A 23,759-nucleotide genomic window follows, 5' to 3' on the forward strand; every position below is an offset into this window, starting at 1 on the left:
GCCCGCCGCCGAGCGGGTCTTGCGCGCCGAGCGACGCGACGCCGGGATCGCGCGCCGGGGTCCGTTCGGCGTCTCGGGAGGCAGGGCACCGGATGCCTCGGGCGTGGTGGCCGGGGCGGGCGTGAAGGTGCTCACAGCTCGTCCTCCTTCAACAGGGTGCGCACGTAGACGACGGTGATGACGAGCAGCAGCAGGGTCAGGAGCACGGCGATGGCCGAGCCGAATCCGTAGCGGTTCTGCCCGAACGACTCGACGTACGACCAGACGCCGAGGTTCAACGCCTCGCGGTTCGTGCCCGCGCCTCCCGGCATCAGGTAGACCTGCGCGAACACCTTGAAGTCCCAGATGGTCGACAGGATGATGACGACGCTGAAGACCTGCCGCAGGTTCGGCACGATCACCTGGAAGAAGCGGCGCCAGGGGCCCGCGCCGTCCATCTCGGCGGCCTCGAGCATCTCCTTCGGCACGCCGAGCAGGCCCGCGAGCACGGTGATCGCGACGAACGGGAACCCGTGGTGGATCACGTTCAGCAGCACGATCGCATAGAAGCTGAACCGGTTCGTGAACCAGTTGACCGGCTCGTCCTGCAGGCCCACGGCCTGCAGCGCCTGGTTGAAGATGCCGCGGTCGGCGTCGAAGATCCACACCCAGACGTAGGTGCCGGTGACCGCGGGCATGGCCCACGCGATCATGATCGCGCTGCCGACGATGGTGCGCCAGAAGCCGCCGAGCGAGGCCATGAGCACGGCGACGCCCGTGCCGAGCGCGACGGTGCCGGCGACGGCGAGCACCGCGAACCCCACGGTGTTCGGGAGCACGACGCCCCAGAGCGTGGGGTCGGTGAGGATCTCGCCGTAGTTGGCGAGGCCGATCCAGTTCGGATCACCCGAGACGATCTCGCGCAGGCCGTAGTCCTGCAGCGAGAAGAGGAACACCCGGATGAGCGGCCAGAGCAGCAGCACGGCCAGCACGGCGAGCGCGGGCGCGAGCAGCAGCCACGGGCGCGACGAGGCGATCAGCCGGTTGCGGTGCACGGGGCCGGCGCCCGGCCGGGGGGTGGTTCCCCCCGGCGCGGGCGTCGGAGCCTGGATCGTGGTCGACACCTGGTCAGTTGCCGTTCATGATCTCGTCCATCTCCTTCGCGGCATCCGACGTGGCCTGTTCGACCGTCTTCTGCCCGGAGAGGATCGCCTGGATGGCGGTGTTCGTCGTCTTCTTCGCCTGCACGGCGCCGAAGCTCGGCGTCACGGGCACCGAGGCGCCGCCGTCGACGAGCTGCGTGGCGAAGGGAGCGACGAGCGGGTCGTCGGAGCCCATCGTCTCGGTCAGCAGCGACTGCTGGCCCGGGAAGTAACCGGTCTGCTGGCCCCACTTCTCGGCGAACTCGCCCGTGGTCATGAGCTTGATGAACGACCAGGCGAGGTCGGTGTTCTCGGCCGTGCTGAACATCGACAGGTGCGACCCGCCGAGCACCGACGGGGAGATGCCGCCGTCCTTGCCCGGGATGGGCGTGGCGGCGAACTTGCCGTCGAGGTCGGCGTTCTTCTCGATGATCGCGGCGGGGGTCCACGAGCCCATGAGGGCCATGGCGACGTTGCCCTGGGCGAAGTTGTCGAGCACGTCGGTCTCCTTCCACGTGGTGGCGCCGGCCGACGAGAAGCCGTGCTCGGTCGCGAGGCCGGTGTAGAAGCCGATGCCGTCCTGCGACTCGGGGCTCGCGAGACCCGACTCCCAGGTGTCGCCGTTCTTGACGGAGACCTCGCCGCCAGCGCCCCAGACCCACGGGTACACGCCGAATTCGGCGTCGCCCGGAACCGCGAAGGCGAGCATCTCGGGGTGCGCGGCCTTGATCGCGTCGCCCGCGGCGACGATGTCGTCCCAGCTGGTCGGCGCCTCGAGGCCGAGCTCCTCGAAGAGGTCGGAGCGGTAGACGAGCGAGCGAACGCCGGCGTACCAGGGCATGCCGTAGAGCTCGCCGTCGTAGGTGCCGGACTCGACGAGGCCTTCGACGAGGTCGTCGCCCAGCCCGTCGTCGGCGACGAAGTCGCCGATCGGCTCGAGTGCGCCGGCGTCGGCGAACTCGGCCGTCCAGGTGGTGCCGGTCTCGGCGACGTCGGGGGTCGTGCCACCGGCGATCGAGGTGACGAAGCGGTCGTGCGCGTCGGCCCACTGCACGAACTCGACGTTGAGCTCGGCACCGGTCTCCTCGGTGAAGGCGTCGCCGACCTCGTCGAAGAACGCCTCGGAGTCGGGGTTCGTGCCCTCCATGATCCAGACGTCGAGCGTCTGGCCGTCGGCGTTCGAACCGTCTCCGTCGTTCGACCCGCCTGCGCAGGCGGTGAGCCCGAACACGGCCGTGGCGAGCACGGCGACGGGCAGCAGTCGCTTCTTCATGGATGCCTCCTCATTGATGGATCTGTCGTGGACCTCTGGCGGACCTCGTGCGGGCGCCGTGGCGGCCCCGGAACGTGACTCTGGAAGTAGTATTCGTGAGCTACGCATTCTTTGCAAGTTTTTTCCACAGCCGTGACCGGTTCGAAACCTGCACGTCACGGATGCCTCGGACGTAGGCTCGGCTCGTGAGCAACGCCTCGGGTGACGACCGCACGAGCACCGGCGCGGCCCCGTCTGCGCGTGGCGGTTGGGCGCTCGGCATCGACGTCGGCGGAACCGGATCGCGCGCGGCACTCGAACCGCTCGACGCGCCGTTCGGCACCGACCGACGCATGCTCGAGGGCGGGCGGGTCGCCGTGGCATCCGCCGGTTCGAACGCGCTCGACGTGGCCGCGGCGCTCATCGAGGCCGCGACGTGCGAGTGGCCGGATGCCGCGATCTCGTCCGTGGGCGTCGGCGCGACGGGGCTCGCCTCGCTGGTGTCGGCTCCGGATGCCGCGACCGGGCGCCTCTCGCAACTGCCGGCGTCGGTCGACGCTGCGCCCGTGCCCGTCGCGCTCGCGGTCGCGGTCGACGCCGTCACGGCGCACCTCGGCGCACTCGGCGGGCGGGCCGGCGCGGTTGTCGCCGTCGGCACGGGGGCCATCGCCCTCGGTACCGACCTCGACTCCGTCTGGCGCCGCGTCGGCGGTTGGGGTCACCTCTGGGACGACCGCGGATCGGGCGTCTGGATCGGCATCGAGGCGCTCAAGGCCGCGATCCGCACCCACGACGGCGTGACCACGAGCACCTCGGCCGATGCCTCGGCGCTGCTCGCCGCCGCCGAGTCCAGGTTCGGCTCCGCCCCCTCCTGGCCCGGGCACCTGCTGACCCGCGCCGACCGCGCGGGCGTGATCGCGGGCTTCGCGCCCGAGGTCGCCGCACTGGCCGCAGACGGCGACGCCGCGGCATCCGCCATCATGCGCACCGCGGGCACCGAGGTCGCGGCCACGCTCGTCGCCGCACTCGACCCCGACCTGCCGCGCCTCGCGTCGTACACGGGCGGCGTGTTCGGCGCGGAGGGCGCCTACCGGGAGGCGTTCGAGGCCGAGTTCGCGCGCCTCGCGCCCGACGCGACGCTGCAGGCACCCCTCGGCTCGCCGCTCGACGGGGCGGTGCGGCTCGCGCGGCTCATCGCCGCGGGCGGGGTGCCGGCGGGGCATCCGCCGTTCGTCTGGCGCTGAGCGTCAGCTCCGAGCGCCGGCTCCCGCCACGGGGCATCCGCCCCGCCCGTCACGCCCGCGCGAGCAGCGCCCCCACGTCGACGCCGCGCGGCAGCGCCCCGAACTGCGCACCGCCCTCGCGGCCGAGGCGCGAGCGCACGAACGCCTCGGCGACCGACGCGGGCGCGTATCGCAGCAGGAGCGACCCCTGCAGCACGAGCGCCAGCCGCTCGGTGAGCTCCCGGGCGACGGATGCCGCGGAGTCCGCGCTCATCGTCGACACCTCGCGCACGAGCGCGACCACCTCGGCGAGCGCCTCGTCGAACACCCGGCTCGCGCCCGATGCCGCCCCGACCTCGACGAAGAACGCCTCGAACGCCGCGGGCTCGCGGGCGAGCACGCGCAGCACGTCGAGCGCGATGACGTTGCCGGAGCCCTCCCAGATCGCGAGCAGCGGCTGCTCGCGATAGCGGCGCGCGAGCGGGAACGCCTCGGTGTACCCGTTGCCGCCGAGGCATTCGAGCGCCTCGGCCGCGTGCCCGGCGCCGCGCTTGCAGACCTGGTACTTCGCCACCGCGGTCGCCAGGCGGCGGAACGCCTGCTCCGAGGCGTCTGCGTCGGGGTCGTACGCCCGTGCCAGCCGCATCGCCGTGAGGGTCGCGGCCTCGGATTCGAGCGCGAGGTCGGCGACGACGGCCGACATCGCGGGCTGGTCGACGAGCAGCGCCCCGAACGCGCTGCGGTGCCGCACATGCCAGGCCGCCTCGGCGACCGACTGCCGCATGCCCGCCGCGGTGCCGATGACGCAGTCGAGCCTGGTCTGCGTGACCATCTGCACGATCGTCGCGACGCCGCGGCCCTCCTCGCCGACGAGCCACCCGCTCGTGCCGTCGAGCTCGATCTCGCTCGACGCGTTCGAGCGGTTGCCGAGCTTGTCCTTCAGCCGCTGGATGCGGAACACGTTGCGCTCGCCGCCGCCGCCCGCGCCCGGCAGCATGCGCGGCACGAAGAAGCAGCTGAGGCCCTGCTGCGCCTGGGCGAGCACGAGGAACGCGTCGCTCATCGGCGCGCTGCAGAACCATTTGTGGCCCGTGAGGCCGTACTCGGCACCCCACGCTCCGTCGGCCGCGCCGCGCCGCTCGGCCCGCGTGGTGTTCGCGCGCACGTCGGATCCGCCCTGCTTCTCGGTCATCGCCATGCCCATGAGGGCGCTCGCCTTGCCCGGCACGAGCGCCGGCTCGTACGCGCGGCTCAGCAGCCGAGGCATCCATTCGTCTCGAAGGCCGGATGCCGCGTGCTCGAGCACCGGCACCGCGGCATGCGTCATCGACACGGGGCAGGCGTGGCCGGGCTCGACCTGGGCGAAGAGCAGGAACGCCGCGGCGCGATCGACGTTCGCGCCCGGGCCCGGATCCGCGGCGGCCGAGGTGTGCGCGCCCGCCGCCACCGCCTGCGCGATGATGCGGTGGTAGACGTCGTCGTACTCGACCTCGTCGATGCGCCGGCCCCACCGGTCGTGCGTTCGCAGCACGGGTTCATGCGTGTTCGCGCGCTCGGCATTGCACTGGAACGCGGCTGAACCGACGGCACGACCGATCGCGTGCAGGGCCGCGGACGCCTCGCGGCCGGCGTGCGCATCGACGTCGGCGTCGGCCAGGGCGGGACCCGCGGAGAGCGCGCTGCCGCCGCGGCCCCATCGGGCGACCGCCTCGACGAGCGGGGCGTTCTCGGCGAACTCGTCGACGTCGGTGCGCGGCGGAACCTGGTTGGCGACCTCGTGGGTGCTGATCATCTTCGACCTCCGCGCCCATTCTCCTCGCCGTCGACGTCGGCGTCGGCGTCAGCGGCAGCCGCTAGCCTGATCGGCATGGCCGAGACGAGCGCGGGGATCCTGCTGCACCGACGCCGAGCCGCGGCATCGGACCCGCGTGACGTCGAGGTGCTGCTCGGGCACATGGGCGGACCGTTCTGGAAGGGGCGCGACGAGGCCGCGTGGTCGCTGCCGAAGGGCACGTTCACCGACGAGACGCCGCTCGACGCGGCCAGGCGCGAGTTCGCCGAGGAGCTCGGCAGCCCGGCCCCCGACGTGCCGTACATCGAGCTCGGGGTCTTCAGGTACACGTCGGGCAAGACCGTGGCGGTCTTCGCGGGCGAGGCGGACTTCGACGCGACGGCGATCGAGAGCAACCTGTTCGAGATCGAATGGCCGCCGAGATCCGGACGGCGCCAGTCGTTCCCCGAACTCGACTCCGCGGCATGGGTGCCGATCGCCGACGCCCGCATGCGGCTCGTGAAGGGCCAGCGGCCGGCGCTCGACGCGCTGCTCGCGATACTCGGCTGAGGTCTCGATCCGCTGATCGGTCGCCGCGCGCCCGGGCGCCGAGCCGGCCGTGCGCACGAATGTCGGTGGCATGCGAGAGGCTGCTCACGCCCCTGATCGGAGGATGATTCGGGCCGGATTCCGTCCGCTCCGTTCGCCCTCCGAGAAATGCGGGCTCGAAGCATCCGCTCGGGTTGTCTCACCGACACCTCCGTGCGAGGCTGGAACGCTGTGCGAGCGCCCGGGGGTGGGCTTCGCGCCGCCGACCACCGAACAACCGCTGCGCATCGATCACGTTCGTGACGCGGCATCCGTCGACCCATCCGCCCTCACCGCCGCATCACCGGAGATCACATGCTCGGAAAACTCCTCGTCCGATATCTCAAGCCCTATTCGTGGTTGCTCGCCGGAGTCCTGGTCTTCCAGATCCTCTCGGCGATCGCCACGTTCAACCTGCCCGACCTGAACGCCGACATCATCAACAACGGCGTCGCGAAGGGCGACACCGCCTACATCTGGTCGACGGGCGCGGTCATGCTGCTGATCTCCCTCGGGCAGATCGCCGCATCGATCATCGCCACCTACTTCGCCGCGAAGGCCGCGATGCGAGCCGGCCGCGACATCCGCAACGACGTGTTCGAGAAGGTGAGCGGGTTCTCCGAGCGCGAGGTCTCGAAGTTCGGCCCCGGCTCGCTCATCACCCGCAACACGAACGACGTGCAGCAGGTGCAGATGCTCGCGATGATGGGCGCGACCATGCTCGTGACCGCCCCGATCCTCGCGATCGGCGGCATCTTCTTCGCACTGCAGCAAGACGTGGGGCTCGGCTGGATCATCGCCGTCGCCGTCCCGGTGCTGCTCGTCATCGCGATCCTCATCATCAGCCGCATGGTGCCGCTGTTCCGCAGCTTCCAGCACAAGCTCGACAACGTGAACCGCATCATGCGCGAGCAGCTCACGGGCGTGCGCGTCGTGCGGGCGTTCGTGCGCGAGCCCATCGAGGAGGAGCGCTTCCGCACCGCGAACACCGACATCATGGTCGTCGGCCGTCGCGTCGGCTCGCTGTTCGTGCTGCTCTTCCCGCTCTTCATGCTCGTGCTGAACGTCACGATCGTGGGCGTGGTGTGGTTCGGCGCCTTCGCCGTCGACGCCGGCGACGTCGAGATCGGCACGCTCTTCGCCTTCATGCAGTACGTCATGCTGATCCTCACCGGCGTGCTCATGGCGAGCTTCATGACGATCATGATCCCGCGCGCAGCGGTCTCGGCCGATCGCATCGCCGAGGTGCTCGCCAGCGAGTCGACGCTGGAACGCCCCGCGAACCCCGTGCGCGAACTGCCGGAGCCCGGCGCGATCGAGCTGAAGGACGTCTCGTTCACGTACCCCGGCGCCGAGCACCCCGTGCTCGACGGCATCAGCTTCAAGGTCGCGCGCGGCGAGACCGTCGCGGTCGTCGGGTCGACGGGCGCGGGCAAGACCACGCTCATCTCGCTGATCCCGCGTCTCTTCGACGCGACCGGCGGCTCCGTCGCCGTCGGCGGGGTCGACGTGCGCCAGGCCGACCTCGACGTGCTCTGGAACTCCATCGGCCTCGTGCCGCAGCGACCGTTCCTCTTCACCGGCACCATCGCCTCGAACCTGCGGTTCGGGCGCGAGGAGGCCACCGACGACGAGCTCTGGCACGCCCTCGAGATCGCGCAGGGCCGCGACTTCGTCGCCGAGATGGAGGGCGGGCTCGACGCCCGCATCTCGCAGGGCGGCACCAACGTGTCGGGCGGCCAGCGCCAGCGGCTCGCGATCGCCCGCGCGATCGTGCACCGACCCGACATCCTCGTGTTCGACGACTCGTTCTCGGCGCTCGACCTCACGACCGACGCGAACCTCAGGCACGCGCTCTGGCGCGAACTGCCCGATGTCACGAAGGTCGTGGTCGCCCAGCGCATCTCGACCATCACCGATGCCGACCGCATCGTGGTGCTCGACGACGGCGTGATGGTCGGCGTCGGAACGCACGAGCAGTTGCTCGAGACATCCGACACCTATCGAGAGATCGTCGAATCCCAGCTCGGAGCGGAGGCAGCCCGATGAGCACCGAACCCACCACCACGCTCACCGAAGACGAGAAGGAACCCACCACCACGCTCACCGAAGACGAGAAGTACGAACTCGAACTCGCCGAACAGGCGCGCCTGAACTCGGGCGACTGGGACAGCGTCGCGCCCGGCAAGGCCGCCAACTTCGGCAAGAGCTTCAAGCGGCTCATCGGCCTGTTGAAGCCGCACGCGCTCGCCTTCACCTTCGTGTCGATCCTCGGCGCCGCGGGCGTCGTGCTCGCCGTCATCGCGCCGAAGGTGCTCGGCGAGGCCACGAACGTGCTGTTCGCCGGCGTCATCGGCTCGCAGCTGCCCTCCGGCATCACCGCCGACCAGGCCGTCGAGCAGCTGCGCGCCGCCGGACAGACCGATCTGGCGAACATCGTGCAGACCGCGGGCGTCGTGCCCGGCGAGGGCGTCGACTTCGTCAAGCTCAGCCAGATCCTCATCGTCGTGCTGCTGCTCTACGTGATCTCGGCGATCCTCACCTGGGTGCAGGGCTACGTCGTCAACGTCATCATGGTGCGCACCATGTGGCGCCTGCGCGAAGACGTCGAGGCCAAGCTCAACCGCCTGCCGCTCAGCCACTTCGACAAGGTGCAGCGCGGCGAGCTCATCTCCCGCGTCACCAACGACATCGACAACATCACGCAGACGATGCAGCAGTCGCTGTCGGGGGCGATCACGGCCGTGCTCACGGTCGTCGGCGTGCTCATCATGATGTTCACGATCTCGTGGCAGCTCGCGATCGTCGCGCTCATCTCCCTGCCGCTCATGGGCGTGATCTTCGGCGTCATCGGACCCAAGTCGCAGAAGGCCTTCGGCATCCAGTGGCGCAAGGTCGGCCGTCTGAACGCCCGCGTCGAGGAGTCCTTCTCGGGCCACGCGCTCGTCAAGGTCTTCGGTCGCGAGCAAGACGCGCACGCGAAGTTCAAGGCCGAGAACGAAGAGCTCTACCAGGCCTCCTTCAAGGCGCAGTTCCTCTCGGGCATCATCATGCCGGGCATGATGTTCATCGGAAACCTCACCTACGTCGGCATCGCGGTGCTCGGCGGCCTCATGGTCGCGAGCGGCCAGCTGCGACTCGGCGACGTGCAGGCGTTCATCCAGTACTCGCAGCAGTTCACGCAGCCGCTCTCCGAGCTCGGCGGCATGGCGGCGGTCGTGCAGTCGGGCACCGCCTCGGCCGAGCGCGTGTTCGAGCTGCTCGACGCCGACGAGCAGGAGCCCGACGCGGCCGATGCCCCGAAGCCGGTCGACGGCGACGGCACCATCGAGTTCGAGCACGTGTCGTTCTCGTACGCGCCCGAGCACCCGCTGATCCGCGACCTGTCGTTCCGGGTCGAGCCGGGGCAGACGGTCGCGATCGTCGGTCCGACCGGTGCGGGCAAGACGACGCTCGTGAACCTCATCATGCGGTTCTACGAGCTCGACGGCGGCCGCATCCTGCTCAACGGTCAAGACATCGCCGAGCTCACGCGTCGCGACATGCGGGCCAAGACCGGCATGGTGCTGCAGGACCCGTGGCTGTTCGGCGGGTCGATCCGCGAGAACATCCGCTACGGGCGCGAATCGGCGACCGATGACGAGATTCTCGACGCCGCACGTGCGACGTACGTCGACCGGTTCGTGCACTCGCTGCCCGACGGGTACGACACCGTGCTCGACGAAGAGGCGTCCAACGTCTCGGCGGGAGAGAAGCAGCTCATCACGATCGCCCGCGCGTTCGTGGCGCAGCCGTCGGTGCTGATCCTCGACGAGGCGACCTCCTCGGTCGACACCCGCACCGAGCTGCTGCTGCAGCACGCGATGGCCGCTCTCCGCGAGGGGCGCACGTCGTTCGTGATCGCGCACCGCCTGTCGACGATCCGCGATGCCGACCTCATCCTCGTGATGGAGCACGGCGACATCGTCGAGCAGGGCAGCCACGACGAGCTCATCGCCCGCGAGGGCGCCTACTGGCGCCTGTACAACTCGCAGTTCGAGCAGGCCGCAGCCGACCTCGACGCCGAGGCGGCGCTCGACGCCGGGCAGGACCCGGCGCTCGTCGGCGTCGCGACCGGCTCGGTCGAGGCGATCGATGGGGGCGAGGGCGAGAGCCCGGCGACCGACGTGTAGTCGCCGCTCGCCGGTAGCCGCCGTCCACCGGCCGCACGACACGAGCCCGGGTGCCGCATCTTCGGATGCCGCACCCGGGCTCTCGTGGTTCTCAGACCCGCGGTCGTCGAGGAGCCGTGCGCAGTAGGCTGCCGCACATGCCCGTGGATGAACCCCTGCTCCTCTGCTGCCTGCTCTGGGCGAAGCCCGGCCACGAGGACGCCATGTCGGCCTACGAAGACCGGGTGCTCGCGCGCCTCGCGCCCCACGGAGGCGAGGTGCTCGAGCGTCTGCGAGGCGACGGTGAGGCGGGTCATCCGCACGAGGTGCAGTCCTACCGGTTCCCGAACCAGGCGTCACTCGACGCCTACCTGAACGACCCCGAACGGCTCGCGCTGGCCGACGAACGCGACCGGGTCGTCGCACGCACGGAGTTGTTCCCGGTCGAACGGCTCTCGCCCTCAGCCTGACCTGTCGCCCGTTCCGACCCGCAGGGGCGGTTCACGACGTTGCTCGCCGCGGCAGGTAGCGCATGGCGACCGCCCCCGACCGGAGCTCGTGCCGATCAACGAGCTCGAGCTCGATGCGCTGACGCAGGCCGGCGAGCAACGTCGGCCCGTATCCGGCGAGGACCGGCTGCACCAGGAACTCGTACTCGTCGATGAGTCCCAGATCCGCCAGCGCCAGCGGAAGCGTCACCCCACCGACCCAGAGGCCCTCGCCGGGCTCCTGCTTGAGCCGCTGAACCGCTTGCGCCAGATCACCGCCCAGCAACTCGGCATTCCAGTCGACCTCGCCCAGCGTGGCCGACACGACGTACTTCTTCGCCCCGTCGATCGCCTCGGCGAACGGCATCTGCCATTCGGTCACCCAGTCGGGCCAGGTGCCCGTGGCCGGTTTCCGCCATGCGGACTCCATCATTCCGTAGGCCACCCGGCCGAACAGCAGGGCATCGGCTCGCTCCATCTGCGCGGTCCAGTAGCGCATCGACTCCTCGTCGGGGGCGAGTCCCGCCTCGTGATGGCAGCAGCCGTCGAGCGTCACGTTGATCGAGTATCGAAGCGGTCTCATCGTGTCTCCCCCTGACGCGCGCAGAGCGTGCGCTCACCGGACCGGCCGTCGTCGGAGCAGGTGTTCGCTCGACTCGTTCCTGGGCCGAGGATAGTCGCCCTCGTCGCTCGCCGGCAGGGTCTCGCCGGCAGGGCCTCCGACCTGATCGGGTCACGCGGATCGTCGGGAGAGGAGAAGATGGAGTGGTGAGCATTCCCACGCCCGCGGCATCCGCGAACCCCTCGGTTCCGTCGTGGCGGCTCTGGCTCATCTGGGGCGTCGGCGTGGCGGCGTACGTGCTCTCGATCACGAACCGCACCTCGCTCTCGGCCGTCGGCGTCGATGCGGCCGTGCGATTCGATGCGGATGCCTCGACCCTGTCGATGTTCGCCGTGATCCAGCTCGCCGTGTACGGCGGCATGCAGATCCCGGTCGGCGTGCTGCTCGACCGGTTCGGTGCGCGGCCGGTGATCACGGCGGGCATGGCGCTCATGGCGATCGGACAGGCGGTGCTCGCCTTCGCGCCCGACGTCGGCTGGGCGATCGTCGCCCGCATGCTGCTCGGTGCGGGCGATGCGGCGGTGTTCCCGAGCGTGCTGCGCGTGGTCGCGGTGTGGTTCCCGGCCAGGCAGGCGCCGTTCCTCGTGCAGATGACCGGAATCCTCGGGCAGTTCGGGCAGCTCGCCGCGATCTTCCCGCTCGCCGCGCTGCTGCACGCCACGACGTGGACGATCGCCTTCGGCAGCCTCGCCGGGCTCGGGGTGCTGTTCACGATCCTGACGTTCGCGGTCATCCGCAACCGTCCGCCCGACCGCGCCGAAGACGTCTCGGTCGACACGGAGACGGGCGCGATCCAGGTGGTGCGCTCGTCGGTGGACTTCCGCGAGGGGTTCCGCCAGTCGTGGGGGCATCCGGCCACCCGGCTGGCGTTCTGGTCGCATTTCACGACCCCGTTCGCGGGCACCGCGTTCATGCTGCTCTGGGGCTTCCCGTTCCTCACGGTCGGCGAGGGGCTCGCGCCCGCGGTGGCCTCGCTCGTGTTCAGCGTCTACATCGTGTGCGGCATCGTGTCGGGGCCCGTGATCGGCATGCTCTCGAGCCGGCACCCCCAACGTCGATCGCGCATGCTCGTGCTGCCGATCATCGCGCTGCAGGCGGTCGCCTGGCTCGTCGTCATCGGGTGGCCGGGCCCGGCGCCGCTCTGGCTGCTGTTCCTGCTCGCATTCGCGATGAGCACCGGCGGCCCGGCCTCGATGATCGGCTTCGACCATGCCCGCACGTTCAACCCCGCGCATCGGCTCAGCACGGCGACCGGCATCGTGAACGTCGGCGGATTCCTCGCAGCGCTGCTCGCGATCCTCTTCATCGGCCTCGCGATGGATGCGCAGGGTGCCGGCACGCCCGACACCTACACGCTCGACGCGTTCCGCATCGCGTTCCTCACGCAGGTGCCGCTCTGGCTGCTCGGGGCGACGTTCATCGTCATCGAACGCCGGCGCACGCGCGTGCACATCGGGCTCGACGAGCCGCGTGCTCGAGGGCGCGGGCGCGCGAGGCGTCGCGGGATCGCCGCGGTCGGCGACTCGCCCGGCGACGAACTGCCGTTGGACTGAAGCTCGGCCAGTTCGGCTCCGGCGGCACGCCGGGGAATCGGGTTGCGTCGCGCTCGGTCGATGTCGACCGTCAGGGCACGTAGGTGTCGTTGTCGATGCCGAGCTGGAACAGGTCGCCCGACCACAGGAATTGCGCCACGACGAGGCCGATCGCGGAAGCAACGAGGAAGGAGGCGATCGCGAACACGATGCCTCGCTCTCGGTAGCCCTTCCATCCGAGCGGCAGGAGCGCGGCCAGTCCGACGAGGTGCGCGAGCATCAACGGTATGCCACCCATCACTTCCGCGAAGCCCGCCATCGTCGTTCCGGCGGCGACCGCCTTGCCCTGTTCGCTCTGCGCCTCGTACTGAGCGAGTCCGTACCAACTCCACGCGAGCACGGCCGCAACCGGCCCGAACGCGGCGATGATCCAGAAACCGATGCGTGCGGCACGGGCCGGCCGCGTGGTCGTGCTCGTGCTCGGTTGCGTCACGCCGCGAGACTATCGACAGCGGACGGGACTCGTCCATGGCACCGGCCGAACGTCGGTCATGCGACATGTCCTCGCCGCCGCGCCCTCCGCTCAGCAGCGACCGCACCGGGATCAGCCACCGCGCCGGCATCACGCTGTCGCGCGTTCGGGCGGCGCGGAGCGGGTGAACGGAGACCCGCACACTCGGCGTGAGCCTTGCAGCGGGGCCCCAGCATGCGGCCTGCAGCGTGAACGCGAGTGATGCGACGAGCGAGCGCATTCGGCCGACACGCACTCGTCGCATTCACTCGCGTTCACCCACCGCCGAGTGTTTCCATTCGCGCCCGCCGTCTCCGCTCAGACGGAAACGCTCGGCACGAACGGGAACACCCGACGAGGATGTCGCGTCCTCAGGCCTCGGGGTACGTGTAGAAGCCCTCGCCCGTGGCGACGCCGAGCTTGCCCTGGTCGATGTAGCGCTCCTTGATGAGGTCGGCGAACGCCTGCTGCTTCGGGCCGCCGGCCTTGGAGATGTTGTACGCGGTCGTGAGGCCGACGATGTCGTAGATCTGGAACGGGCCCATGGGCGCCCCGGTGCCGATGCGCCAGGTCTTGTCGATCGCGTCGGGCTCGGCGATGCCGTCGACGAGCAGCTCGCCCGCGGCCGACAGGAACGGCACGAGCAGCGAGTTCAGCAGGTAGCCGGCCTTCTCCTTCTTGATCTCGATCGGAACCATGCCGATCGCGCTCGCGAAGTCGACCACGGTCGCGTACACCTCGGGGTTCGTGGCCTCGGTGCCCATGACCTCCGCCGTGTTGTGCGCCCACACGCGGTTGGCGAAGTGCAGTGCGAGGAACCGGTCGGCGCGCCCGGTGAACGGCGCGAGGTCGCTCGGCAGCAGGGTCGACGAGTTCGTGGCGAAGATCGTGCGCTCGGGCGCGAGGGCGGCGAGCTTCTCGTAGGTCGACTGCTTCAGCGCGAGCTGCTCGGGGATCGCCTCGATCACGAGGTCGGCGTTCGCGACGGCCTGCGCGAGGTCGGCGGAGAACGTGACGCGACCGAGCGCGGCCTGCGCCCCGCCGTCGGCGGCGCCCGCGACGCCCTCCTTCACGTACGTGTCGGCGAGTCCGGCGAAACGCCGCCTCGCCGCCTCGAGCGCGTCGTCGCTGATGTCGTAGGCGACGACGTCGAAGCCGCTGAACGCGGTCTGGTAGGCGATCTGCGAGCCGAGCACTCCCGTGCCGAGCACGGTGACGTTCGCGATGGTCATGGCTGTTCCTTCTTTCCTTCTGCGCCTCGTGGGGCGTTCGCTGCATCGGGTGCGATGCGGCCGTGAGACCCGTCTGGGGTCTCGATCGGATGCCGCGGACGGGTCTCGTCCGCGGCATCGGGGTCTGGGCGCGCGGCGTCGTCCGGGCGCACGGCATCGTCCGGCCGCACGGCGGAATCCGGCCGCACGGCGTTGAACCGCTGCAGGTCGCGCGCGAATCGGGTGATCTGCGCGTCGGTCCAGTCGTCGAGTTGCCGGCTCACGACGCCGTGCAGGATGTCGATCGCCTCGCGGTACGCGGCCCACCCCGCCTCGGTGAGCTCGAGCGGGCGACCTCGGCCCGCGGCATCCGGAACCTCGCGAACCACCCCGAGTGCGGTGAGCCCCGCGAGCTGGCGCGAGACCGTGGACCGGTTGAGGCGGTACGCCTGCGCGATGTCGACCGAACGGCAACCGGGGTTGTCGACGATGAATCCGAGGATCGACTGGTCGGTCATGCTCAGGCTCAGGTCGGCGACACGGGCATCGGCAACCCCGCGACGACTGATGACGATGAGGTCGCGGAGGATCGCGGATGTCGCGGCGTCGCGTTTGCTCGCGGCGTCGCCGTCGTTCCGATCGACGTCGGCATCGGCATCGGCATCCATGATTCGACCTCCTGTTGTCATCTGCAACGCTACGCTCGTGCGTTGCATTCCGCAACAGTCGCCGAGATCGCGACTTCGCATCGAAGCCGTCGACGGGCTGGTGCTGACACCGCCGAACCTGATAGTAAAGAACCCTGACTTATCGGCGTCATGATTCGCGGGTGCGTCAGTCTCTCTTCTCGGAGGGCCGTGTTCTGCCCAGAGCCCGCACCCCCGACGCACCACCGACCCGACCCGACCCGAACGGAGCACCACCGTGTCATCCCCCGCGCCCCGACGCAGCCGCCTGCGCTCGACGCTGAGCCTGTTCACCGCCACCGGCCTCGCCGCGACCGGCGTCACCGCGATCGCCGTGTTCGGCGCTGCATCCGCCACCGCCGCACCGGCTGCCCTGCCGGCAGCCCCGACCCCACCGGCCGCGACCTGCCCCGCCGACGGCCAGGCGCCGCCGCTCGGCCACCTCCCCGTGTTCACCGACACGGGTGTCGCCGTGTTCGCGGGCGGCGACTACCGCGCTCAGGGCGGATCGGCCGAGTCCGAGGGCCTCCTGCTCGTCGCGGGCGACGCGACCTTCGCCAAGACGAGCGGCGGCGTCTTCAACGTCGGAACGGCGGGGTACGGTTCCGGCATCGTCCCCGCAGGCGGCACGCAGATGCTCGCCGTCGGCGGCGACCTGACGACCGTGAACGGCACGCAGGTGCACGTCGGTGCCAACCTCGCCGGCGGCGGCCGGGTCGACGTGGGCGGTGCCGACACCGGCGCCTCGATCGACGTGTTCGGCGGCGAGGTGACCTGGAGCCTCGGCGCGGATGCCGCGACCAGCCCGAACACCGACTTCCGCACCCTCATCGACTCGGCCGCTGACGAGCTCGCCGCCACCCCCGCCACCGATGCCGTGACGACGAGCGGCAACCGGGTGCGCTTCACGAGCACCGTGAACCGCGACCTCTACGTCTTCAGCATCCCCGCGGCCGACCTCGGGTCGACCTCCGAGGTCGTCTTCGACCTGCCGTCGGATGCGCCCGTGCTCGTCAACGTCACCGGCTCGAGCCTCGACTGGGCGCCGAACTACTTCGCCGCAGGCCCGGGCACCGTCGGCACCGCCCGCGTCGACGACCCGAGCGGCGCCCTGCTCGGCATCTGGTCCTCGCGCATCCTCTGGAACCTCGACGACGCGACCTCGGTGAAGCTCGGCACGCATGGCCAGCTCATCGGCTCGGTGCTCGCGCCCGACGCCGACGCCCTGGTCACGACCTCGACGAACGGACGCCTGCTCATCGGCGGCGACCTCACCGTGAACGGCGGCGGCATCGAGCACCACAACTACCCGTGGATCGGCGGGGCGGGCCTCGAGTGCTCGCCCGAGCCCGAGACGAAGACGCCCGAAGAGGTCGCTCCCCCGGTCGACCCCGAGACGCCGACCCAGCCGGAGCTTCCGGTCGAGCCCGAGACGCCGGTGAACCCCGAGACCCCGGTCGGCCCCGAGACGCCCGAGAGCCCCGAGCGGGTCGAGCCGCCGAGCGACGACCGCGGCGACGACGGCGTTGCGCCGTCCGTCGAGTCGGGCACTGCCGCGACCGGCGAGACCGCACCGGTGAACACGACGGCGCAGGAGTCCGGCTCCGGTCTCGCCTCGACGGGCTTCGAGGCCGCGGGCATCGCGGCCCTCGCCGCAGCGCTGCTCGCCGGCGCGGTCGCACTGCTCGCGATCGCACGCCGTCGTCGACGTGCCTGACGACGAGTCAGGCACCAGACATGCCTGACGCCGGGCGCGCCCGACCCCGCGGATGCGTGCTCACCGGATGCCTGACCACCGGGTCGGCTGACCGCCTGCCGGGCTGAGCAGGCGAGACCCCGACGGATGCCCCGAGCTTCGGCTCGGGGCATCCGTCGTTCCAGACGCGACCGACACGCGAGCGGATGCCGCGACCCGCCTCCGAAGCGGCGTGAACCGCCTCTCCCGCTGGCGCCGACCCCCGCGCTATGGTGTGCAGTGTCGGCACGACCTCCGGGGGGTATCCGTGACCATCGAAGCAGGGCAGAGCACGTCAGAGGAGCACGGGGTCGAGTGGTGGGCGCTCGCCCCCGACGACGTCGTCGCACAGGCGAAGTCCGAGAGCGCGCACGGGCTCACGGCGGCCGAGGTCGAGCGACGTCTCGCCGAGTCCGGACCCAACGCCCTGCACAGCGCCCCGCCGCCGAACGTGTGGCGCATCGCGCTCAGCCAGGTGCTCGAGCTCATGACGCTCATGCTCATCGCGGTGACGATCGTGTCGCTGCTCATCGGGCAGGTCACGACGGCGATCATCGTGGCGGTGCTCGTGCTCTTCAACGTCATCACGGGCACCCAGCAGGAGGTCAAGGCCCGGCGCAGCGTCGACGCGCTCGCGAAGCTGCAGACGCCGAAGGCGCGCGTCATCCGCGACGGCGTGCTCCTGCAGATCGACGCGACCGGACTCGTGCCCGGCGACATCGTCGACCTCGAGTCGGGCGACCTCGTGCCGGCCGACGGCCGCATCCTGCGCTCGGCGAACCTCGAGACGCAGGAGTCCTCGCTCACGGGCGAGTCGCTACCGATCCCGAAGGGCCCGGCCGAGAACCCCGCAGGCACCGCGCTCGCCGACCGCACCTCGATGGTGTTCCAGAACACCTCGGTCACCCGCGGCACGGCGCGCATCGTCGTCGTCGAGACGGGCATGCGCACCCAGATGGGGCAGATCGCGTCGATGCTCACGCAGGTCGGCGACAAGAAGTCGCCGCTGCAGCTCGAGCTCGACGGCCTCACGAAGGTGCTCGGCATCATCGCATGGAGCGCCGTGCTCGTCATCGTGATCATCGGCTTCGTGCGCGGGCAGAGCCTCGACGAACTGCTCTTCCTCGCGACGGCCGTCGCGATCTCGGCGATCCCGACCGGCCTGCCGGTCTTCGTGCAGAGCCTGCTCGCCTGGGGCGCGTCGAAGCTCGCGAAGGAGCGGGCGATCGTCACCTCGCTGAACGACGTCGAGACCCTCGGCGCGACGAGCGCGATCTGCTCCGACAAGACCGGCACGCTGACGCTCAACATGATGACCGTGCGCACGGCCTGGTTCGGCGGAAACACCTACCGCGTCACGGGTGAGGGGTACTCGTTCGACGGCCACGTGCTCGGCACCTCCGACGAGCCGCTCGACGCGCCGACGCTCGGACTCGCCATCGGACTGCCGAACGACGCGACCGTGTCGGCCGACGGCGACATCGTGGGCGACCCGACCGAAGCCGCGCTCGTGGTGCTGGCCGCGCGGCTCGGCATCGACGCCGACCAGGCCCGCAAGGACTACCCGCGGCTCGCCGAGGTGCCGTTCGACTCCGACTACAAGTTCATGGCGACCCTGCAGCGCATCCCGTTCCGGGGCGAGCAGCGACTCGTGCTCATCGTCAAGGGCGCGCCAGACGTCGTGCTCGGACGCTGCACGACGATGCTCGACGACACGCGCGAGATCGTGCCCGTGGCATCCGAGGCGGCGACCACCGAACTCGAGCGCATGTCGGCGACCGGCCTGCGCACACTCGCGATCGCCGCCCGGTTCCTCGACGATGCCGACGAGGGGCGCATCGCGGCCGACCCCATGGCGTCGGTCGAAGAACTCGTGCTCGTCGGCATCGTCGGCATCGTCGACCCGCTGCGCACCGAGGCGAAGGACGCCGTCGCCATCGCGCACAACGCCGGCATCGACGTGCGCATGATCACCGGCGACCACGCCGTGACGGCCGGGGCGATCGGCGCCGAGCTCGGACTCGGCACCGGCGCTGTGAGCGGGGCCGACCTCAAGGCGATGAGCGACGAGGAGCTCCTCGGCCGCCTGCCCGACCTGCACGTGTTCGGCCGGGTCACCCCCGACGACAAGCTGCGTCTCGTACGGCTGCTGCAGTCCGAGGGCGCCATCGTCGCGATGACGGGCGACGCCGTGAACGATGCGGCGGCGATCAAGCAGGCGAACATCGGCGTCGCGATGGGCTCCGGATCCGAGGTGACGAAGCAGGCCGCGAAGCTCGTGCTCACCGACGACAACTTCGCGACCCTCGTGCACGCGGTCGAGATCGGCCGCATCGTCTACTCGAAGATCACGGCGTACCTGCGGTTCCAGATGACGCAGCTGCTCAGCCTGATCATGCTGTTCCTGGCGGCCAGCGCGTTCTCGATCGCCGAGGGCGTCGCGCTGTTCCCGGCGCAGGTGCTGTTCATCAACTTCTTCGTGGCCCTGTTCGCGGTGTTCGCGATCGCCGCCGACGCGAACCCGCCCGGCATCATGAACCACCCGCCGCGCGACCCGAAGGTCGGCGTGGTCAACCCGGTCTCGCTCGTCGAGTGGCTCGTCTACGGCGCGGTCATCTTCCTCATCGCGCTCGTGCCGCTGCTCTGGGGCCCCGACGCACCGAGCCCGACCGAGCCGACCGCGTCGATGACGATGGCCTACGTCGTGCTCGGGTTCGCGACCGTGCTGAGCGCCCTGCTCATGCGCCGCACGCCCGAGTCGGGGCTGCTGGCGCCGATCGCGGCCGTCGCGAAGATCCTCGTCTGGCCGGTGCTGCTCATCGTCGCGTCGACCGAGATCGGCGTGTTCCAGCGCATGCTCGGCACCGTCTCGCTCACGGGCTGGCAGTGGCTCGGATGCATCGGACTGACGCTGATCCTCGCCGTGGTCGTCGAGGGCGACAAGTGGTTGCGGCGCCGCCGGCGCGACGCCTGAACGAGCAGGCCGACGGATGCCTCGGCGTCGACTCGAGGCATCCGTCGTCGGTACCCGGCGTCGACTCGAGGCATCCGTCGTCGGTGCCCGGGGCGACGCCTGACGCGCCGCAGCCGGCGCGGGCCTCACGCCCCGAGCAGCCCCCGCAGGTCGTCGGCCGTGAGCGACTCCGCCGCACGCGTGCCCGCGGGATCGGGCCCGGTCGCGGCATCCGCCCCTGAACCGGCGCCGAGCCCCGCATCGCCGTCGAGCCCCGCATCGAGGATCGACGCGACGAGCTCGCCCTTGCGCGCCTTCAGCGCCATGACCTTCTGCTCGATCGTGTCGGAGGCGACGAGCCGGTAGACCATGACCTGCTTCGTCTGGCCGATGCGGTGCGTGCGGTCGACCGCCTGCGCTTCGCTCGCGGGGTTCCACCAGGGGTCGAGCAGAAAGACGTAGTCGGCCTCGGTGAGGTTGAGCCCGAATCCGCCGGCCTTGAGGCTGATGAGGAACACGGATGCCTCGCCGTCGCGGAACCTCGCGATCTCTGCGTCTCGGCGGCGCACCGGGGTCGACCCGTCGAGGTAGGCGTAGGGCACGCCCGCCGCCTCGAGGCGCGACCTGGCCCGCCCGAGGAACGAGGTGAACTGGCTGAACACGAGGGTCTTGTGCCCCTCGGCGAGCACGTCTTCGAGCTGCTCGAAGAGCGCGTCGAGCTTCGCGGAGGGCATGCCCGCGTAGCGATCGTCGTCGATGAGGGTCGCGTCGAGGGCGAGCATGCGCAGCAGCGTGAGCGAGCGGTAGACGATGAACCGGTTGCGGTCGAGGTCGTCGATCAGGCCGAGGAGCTTTCGGCGTTCGCGCTGCAGCATGGTGTCGTAGAGGCGCCGGTGGGCGGGCGCGAGGGTGACCTCGAGCACCTGTTCCTGCTTGGGCGGCAGCTCGGGGGCCACCACCTCTTTCGTGCGTCGCAGCAGCAGTGGTCGGATGCGTCGGCGCAGGCGCTCGCGCCGATCGAGGTTGCGGTCCTGCTCGATGGGGCGGCGGTACTGCTCGTCGAAGGCCCGCCGCGACGGGAAGAGGCCCGGCGCCACGAGCTGCAGGATCGCCCAGAGCTCGCCGAGGTCGTTCTCGATCGGCGTGCCGGTGACCGCGAGGCGGAACGGCGCACGGATGCCGCGGGCCGCCGCATGCACCTTGGTGGCCGCGTTCTTCACGAACTGGGCCTCGTCGAGCACGAGTCCGCCCCATTCGAGGGCGCCGAACGCGTCGGCCTCGAGGCGCAGCACCGCGTACGTCGTGACGACGAGGTCGGCGCCGGCCGCGGCCTCGGCGATGGAGCCCTTGCGCTTGGCCTCCGTCGACGTGACCGAGGCGACGCGCAGGCCCGGCGTGAACCTGGCCGCCTCGCGCACCCAGTTGGAGGCGACCGACGTGGGGGCGACGACGAGGAACGGGGCGCCACTGCCCACCGCACGCGCATGCTCGACGAGCGCGAGCGCCTGCGCGGTCTTGCCGAGGCCCATGTCGTCGGCGAGGATGCCGCCGAGCCGCGCCCGCCAGAGGTAGGCGAGCCAGCGGAATCCGGCGAGCTGGTACGGCCGCAGCGGCAGCACGACCCCCTCGGGCTGCGGCAGCGGTTCGACCCGTTCATGCTCGAGCGCCTCGACCGTGCGGCGCCACGAGACCGCGGGCTCCGAGACATCCGCCAGGTCTTCGAAGTCGGACCACAGGCTCGTGCGGCTCGCGTGGATGCGCAGGCCGGTCTGCCATTCGGCGAGCGTGCCAGCCTCTTCGATGAGGTCGCGCAGGGGCTCGAAGACCGGCTGGTTCAGCATGAGGTAGGTCTTGTCGACGAGCATCATGCGTCGCTTGCCCTTCGCGAGCGCGCGGAACAACGGCATGAACGGCACCGTCTTGCCGTCGATCGTGATGATCACGCCGAGGTCGAACCAGTCGGTCTTGCGCGACTCGACCGTGGTGACGCGCACCTTGGCCGGCTCGGTGAGCAGCCGGTAGTCGGGGCGTTCGCCTTCGACCTCGATGCGCAGCGGATGCCCCGTTGCGAGCGCCTCGAGCCTCGGCAGGCGCTCGGCGCAGAACTCGGCGGCGTCGACGCCGCGCAGCAGCACGGTGTCGAGCGGCACCCATGCGAGCACGTCGGCCACGCGCGCGAGCAGGTCGTCGTCGAGGTCGGGATCGGCGGCCGCCTCGGCGATCGATGCGCCCAGGGCCGCACTGCTGTCGAGACCGGCGGATGCCTCGACCGGCGTCGTGCGCCCGTCGGCGCGCTGCCAGTGCCAGGCCAGACGCAGCACGTCGTGCGGCTCGAAGCGCAGTGCGAGCACGAGCTCGGCGGGCGCGGGCGGCGGCGGCGTGAAGGAGCCGTCGCGGCTCGTGACCGGCAGCGATCGGGCGAGCGCCGGATACGCGCGGAGGAACTCGGCCTTCTCGGGTGACGGCACCGTGATCGGGGCGGCCGGGTCGGGGCCGGCGGCCTCGAGCAGGGCCCGCGTCGCGTCGGTGAGGGGCTCGGCGAACGGGGCCAGGTCGAGGCATCCGCTCTCGAAGTCGAACCGGTAGACGCCGTGCGTGCCGACCGGCCGGGCGTTCGCGAGCGGGCCCGGCGCATGGTCGAACGCGAGCTCGGGCATGAGCGTCAGCGCGCCGTCGGCGCCGGCGGCCCCTTCACTCGCGTCGAGCGCGATCGTCGCCGCGCCGTGCACGACGACGTCGGGCGTGACATCGGACCCGACGAGAGCCACGCCCAGCCGCCCGGCCTCGGCGAACAACGCCCAGAGCAGCGGACTCTCGAACTCGTCGAGGGTGACCCACTCGGATCCGTAGGTCGTGTACACGCTCGGCGAGCTGCCCTTCAGCAGCGCGAACTGCGCGAACCACCGCGCCTGCGCGGGGTCGAACCCGCCAGCCTCGCCCTGATAGGCGATGTTCTGCCAGGTGAGATGCGCCTTGATCCAGGCGCCGCGGGCACCCTGCGTGACCGGCCGCACGGCCAGTCGGTCGACGGATGCCGCGCGCGAGGCCGGCTCGTCTCGCGGCCCCTGCCACTGACCGCTGCGCCTGGTGACCTTGCGGCGCAGCTCGAACTGCAGCCCGAGGCGCTTGGACGCGGGCGCGCGACCGGCGGATGCCGCGGGCGAACCGCGCGAGGAGCCGTCGGCACCGCCCGTGCCGGGCCGAGTCGGCCGCGCCGCGAGCGGGGCGAGCGCCGATCGCCAGTCGGCCTGCTGCCCTCGGGAGGTGTTCGCTCGAGAGGCATCCGCTCGGGGGGCGGGCGGCTGCTCGGCGGTCATGCCCTCATGCTCGCACGGACCTCGGACGCCGCGGTGCGAACGGCGAGCCACGAACCTGACCGAAGCCCGACCGCGGGTGCATCCCCCCAGTGACCTGCACCCGCGGCCGTTCTCGCAGCACCGAGCGTATGCCCGCACGACGCCGGTTCGGCCACGCGCGACGCCCCCATTTCGGGTCGCGTGGCGCTCAGCCCGCACCGCCTCCGTGGAGGCGGCGCCGGTCGCCATGCACCTCGTGCCGCGCGTCGAGCGCCACGACCCGAGCGCGGATCGTCACGAGCAGGGCGGCGACGCGACGCCGCTCGTTCGCGCCGATCTGCCGCGACGTCTCGAGGGCGTGCGCACGCACTGCGATCTCGCGGACGCGAGCGAGCGTGTCACGGCGGAATGCGCGGTACGCGTCGTCGGGCCTGGAGGCCAGCCGCTCGAACCGGTCGTCGATGATCGCCAGGCGCAGCTCGAGCTGGTTGACGTCGTCGGCGAACCGGGCGCGGTCGACGCCCTGCTGCATGCTGCTCGGCATGCCGGAGGTTGCGCGCGGGCGTGAAGCGGCGCCAGGGCGTGAAGCGGCGCCCGGGAGCGCTGTCGCGCCCGACGG

Annotated in this window: 17 protein-coding genes; 8 read left to right on the top strand and 9 right to left on the bottom strand. The window is 70.9% G+C overall.

Annotated elements, in window-relative coordinates; translation table 11 throughout:
- Window positions 1-131 precede the first annotated feature (131 nt).
- Together AC3IPY_RS16345 and AC3IPY_RS16350 are read right to left on the bottom strand one after the other, a co-directional pair.
- Complete coding sequence (locus AC3IPY_RS16345) at window positions 132-1,034, bottom strand: carbohydrate ABC transporter permease (RefSeq protein WP_489188352.1); 903 nt, start codon at window positions 1,032-1,034, stop codon at window positions 132-134.
- A gap of 73 nt (window positions 1,035-1,107) precedes the next feature.
- Window positions 1,108-2,394, bottom strand: a complete 1,287-nt coding sequence (locus AC3IPY_RS16350; RefSeq protein WP_489185314.1) for a sugar ABC transporter substrate-binding protein — start codon at window positions 2,392-2,394, stop codon at window positions 1,108-1,110.
- A gap of 185 nt (window positions 2,395-2,579) precedes the next feature.
- Between AC3IPY_RS16350 and AC3IPY_RS16355 the strand changes: the two genes are divergently transcribed.
- Window positions 2,580-3,617, top strand: a complete 1,038-nt coding sequence (locus AC3IPY_RS16355; RefSeq protein ID WP_489185315.1) for a BadF/BadG/BcrA/BcrD ATPase family protein — start codon at window positions 2,580-2,582, stop codon at window positions 3,615-3,617.
- Between the two features lie 49 nt (window positions 3,618-3,666).
- On the opposite strand, the gene AC3IPY_RS16360 is transcribed toward AC3IPY_RS16355, so the two are convergent.
- On the bottom strand, window positions 3,667-5,388 hold the full coding sequence (locus AC3IPY_RS16360; RefSeq protein WP_489185316.1) for an acyl-CoA dehydrogenase family protein: 1,722 nt from the start codon (window positions 5,386-5,388) through the stop codon (window positions 3,667-3,669).
- Window positions 5,389-5,463: 75 nt separating this feature from the next.
- Between AC3IPY_RS16360 and AC3IPY_RS16365 the strand changes: the two genes are divergently transcribed.
- The 4 genes from AC3IPY_RS16365 (at window position 5,464) to AC3IPY_RS16380 (ending at window position 10,576) form a co-directional block, all read left to right on the top strand.
- On the top strand, window positions 5,464-5,937 hold the full coding sequence (locus AC3IPY_RS16365; protein ID WP_489185317.1) for an NUDIX hydrolase: 474 nt from the start codon (window positions 5,464-5,466) through the stop codon (window positions 5,935-5,937).
- 333 nt (window positions 5,938-6,270) lie between these two features.
- Complete coding sequence (locus AC3IPY_RS16370; protein ID WP_489185318.1) at window positions 6,271-8,004, top strand: ABC transporter ATP-binding protein; 1,734 nt, start codon at window positions 6,271-6,273, stop codon at window positions 8,002-8,004.
- Window positions 8,001-10,127 (top strand): ABC transporter ATP-binding protein, encoded by a 2,127-nt coding sequence (locus AC3IPY_RS16375; RefSeq protein WP_489185319.1) that lies wholly within the window; start codon window positions 8,001-8,003, stop codon window positions 10,125-10,127. Before AC3IPY_RS16370 ends, AC3IPY_RS16375 begins: the two co-directional genes overlap by 4 nt.
- Before the next feature lie 137 nt (window positions 10,128-10,264).
- A complete protein-coding gene (locus tag AC3IPY_RS16380; RefSeq protein WP_489185320.1) occupies window positions 10,265-10,576 on the top strand; it encodes a DUF1330 domain-containing protein in 312 nt (103 codons plus the stop codon).
- 31 nt (window positions 10,577-10,607) lie between these two features.
- Here AC3IPY_RS16380 and AC3IPY_RS16385 read toward each other — a convergent pair whose 3' ends face one another.
- A complete protein-coding gene (locus AC3IPY_RS16385) occupies window positions 10,608-11,177 on the bottom strand; it encodes a dihydrofolate reductase family protein (RefSeq protein WP_489185321.1) in 570 nt (189 codons plus the stop codon).
- Between the two features lie 185 nt (window positions 11,178-11,362).
- Between AC3IPY_RS16385 and AC3IPY_RS16390 the strand changes: the two genes are divergently transcribed.
- Window positions 11,363-12,769, top strand: a complete 1,407-nt coding sequence (locus AC3IPY_RS16390; RefSeq protein ID WP_489185322.1) for an MFS transporter — start codon at window positions 11,363-11,365, stop codon at window positions 12,767-12,769.
- Between the two features lie 70 nt (window positions 12,770-12,839).
- Here AC3IPY_RS16390 and AC3IPY_RS16395 read toward each other — a convergent pair whose 3' ends face one another.
- From AC3IPY_RS16395 to AC3IPY_RS16405, 3 genes are all read right to left on the bottom strand, one after another.
- Complete coding sequence (locus AC3IPY_RS16395) at window positions 12,840-13,241, bottom strand: hypothetical protein (protein ID WP_489185323.1); 402 nt, start codon at window positions 13,239-13,241, stop codon at window positions 12,840-12,842.
- A 389-nt stretch (window positions 13,242-13,630) separates the two neighbouring features.
- The gene (locus AC3IPY_RS16400; RefSeq protein WP_489185324.1) at window positions 13,631-14,491 is read right to left on the bottom strand and encodes a 3-hydroxyacyl-CoA dehydrogenase; all 861 of its coding nucleotides are present in this window, start codon (window positions 14,489-14,491) and stop codon (window positions 13,631-13,633) included.
- Window positions 14,488-15,186 (bottom strand): MarR family winged helix-turn-helix transcriptional regulator, encoded by a 699-nt coding sequence (locus tag AC3IPY_RS16405; RefSeq protein WP_489185325.1) that lies wholly within the window; start codon window positions 15,184-15,186, stop codon window positions 14,488-14,490. The genes AC3IPY_RS16400 and AC3IPY_RS16405 overlap by 4 nt, the downstream gene beginning before the upstream one ends.
- 208 nt (window positions 15,187-15,394) lie before the next feature.
- Between AC3IPY_RS16405 and AC3IPY_RS16410 the strand changes: the two genes are divergently transcribed.
- Window positions 15,395-16,873: a choice-of-anchor A family protein gene (locus AC3IPY_RS16410; protein ID WP_489185326.1), complete on the top strand. Its 1,479-nt coding sequence runs from the start codon at window positions 15,395-15,397 to the stop codon at window positions 16,871-16,873.
- 286 nt (window positions 16,874-17,159) lie between these two features.
- Window positions 17,160-19,865: a cation-translocating P-type ATPase gene (locus tag AC3IPY_RS16415; RefSeq protein ID WP_489185327.1), complete on the top strand. Its 2,706-nt coding sequence runs from the start codon at window positions 17,160-17,162 to the stop codon at window positions 19,863-19,865.
- A gap of 125 nt (window positions 19,866-19,990) precedes the next feature.
- On the opposite strand, the gene AC3IPY_RS16420 is transcribed toward AC3IPY_RS16415, so the two are convergent.
- Window positions 19,991-23,161 (bottom strand): DEAD/DEAH box helicase, encoded by a 3,171-nt coding sequence (locus tag AC3IPY_RS16420; RefSeq protein ID WP_489185328.1) that lies wholly within the window; start codon window positions 23,159-23,161, stop codon window positions 19,991-19,993.
- Window positions 23,162-23,348: 187 nt separating this feature from the next.
- Complete coding sequence (locus AC3IPY_RS16425) at window positions 23,349-23,684, bottom strand: hypothetical protein (RefSeq protein ID WP_489185329.1); 336 nt, start codon at window positions 23,682-23,684, stop codon at window positions 23,349-23,351.
- Window positions 23,685-23,759: the final 75 nt, after the last annotated feature.

It is taken from the genome of Agromyces sp. GL_144, from assembly GCF_057834305.1.

Bases quoted from the DNA above. Each gene is read 5' to 3' on its own strand.
- AC3IPY_RS16425 (WP_489185329.1), bottom strand. From the start codon at position 23,684: ATGCCGAGCAGCATGCAGCAGGGCGTCGACCGCGCCCGGTTCGCCGAC.
- AC3IPY_RS16400 (WP_489185324.1), bottom strand. From the start codon at position 14,491: ATGACCATCGCGAACGTCACCGTGCTCGGCACGGGAGTGCTCGGCTCG.
- AC3IPY_RS16380 (WP_489185320.1), top strand. From the start codon at position 10,265: ATGCCCGTGGATGAACCCCTGCTCCTCTGCTGCCTGCTCTGGGCGAAG.
- AC3IPY_RS16350 (WP_489185314.1), bottom strand. From the start codon at position 2,394: ATGAAGAAGCGACTGCTGCCCGTCGCCGTGCTCGCCACGGCCGTGTTC.
- AC3IPY_RS16420 (WP_489185328.1), bottom strand. From the start codon at position 23,161: ATGACCGCCGAGCAGCCGCCCGCCCCCCGAGCGGATGCCTCTCGAGCG.
- AC3IPY_RS16360 (WP_489185316.1), bottom strand. From the start codon at position 5,388: ATGATCAGCACCCACGAGGTCGCCAACCAGGTTCCGCCGCGCACCGAC.
- AC3IPY_RS16385 (WP_489185321.1), bottom strand. From the start codon at position 11,177: ATGAGACCGCTTCGATACTCGATCAACGTGACGCTCGACGGCTGCTGC.
- AC3IPY_RS16370 (WP_489185318.1), top strand. From the start codon at position 6,271: ATGCTCGGAAAACTCCTCGTCCGATATCTCAAGCCCTATTCGTGGTTG.
- AC3IPY_RS16405 (WP_489185325.1), bottom strand. From the start codon at position 15,186: ATGCAACGCACGAGCGTAGCGTTGCAGATGACAACAGGAGGTCGAATC.
- AC3IPY_RS16375 (WP_489185319.1), top strand. From the start codon at position 8,001: ATGAGCACCGAACCCACCACCACGCTCACCGAAGACGAGAAGGAACCC.
- AC3IPY_RS16365 (WP_489185317.1), top strand. From the start codon at position 5,464: ATGGCCGAGACGAGCGCGGGGATCCTGCTGCACCGACGCCGAGCCGCG.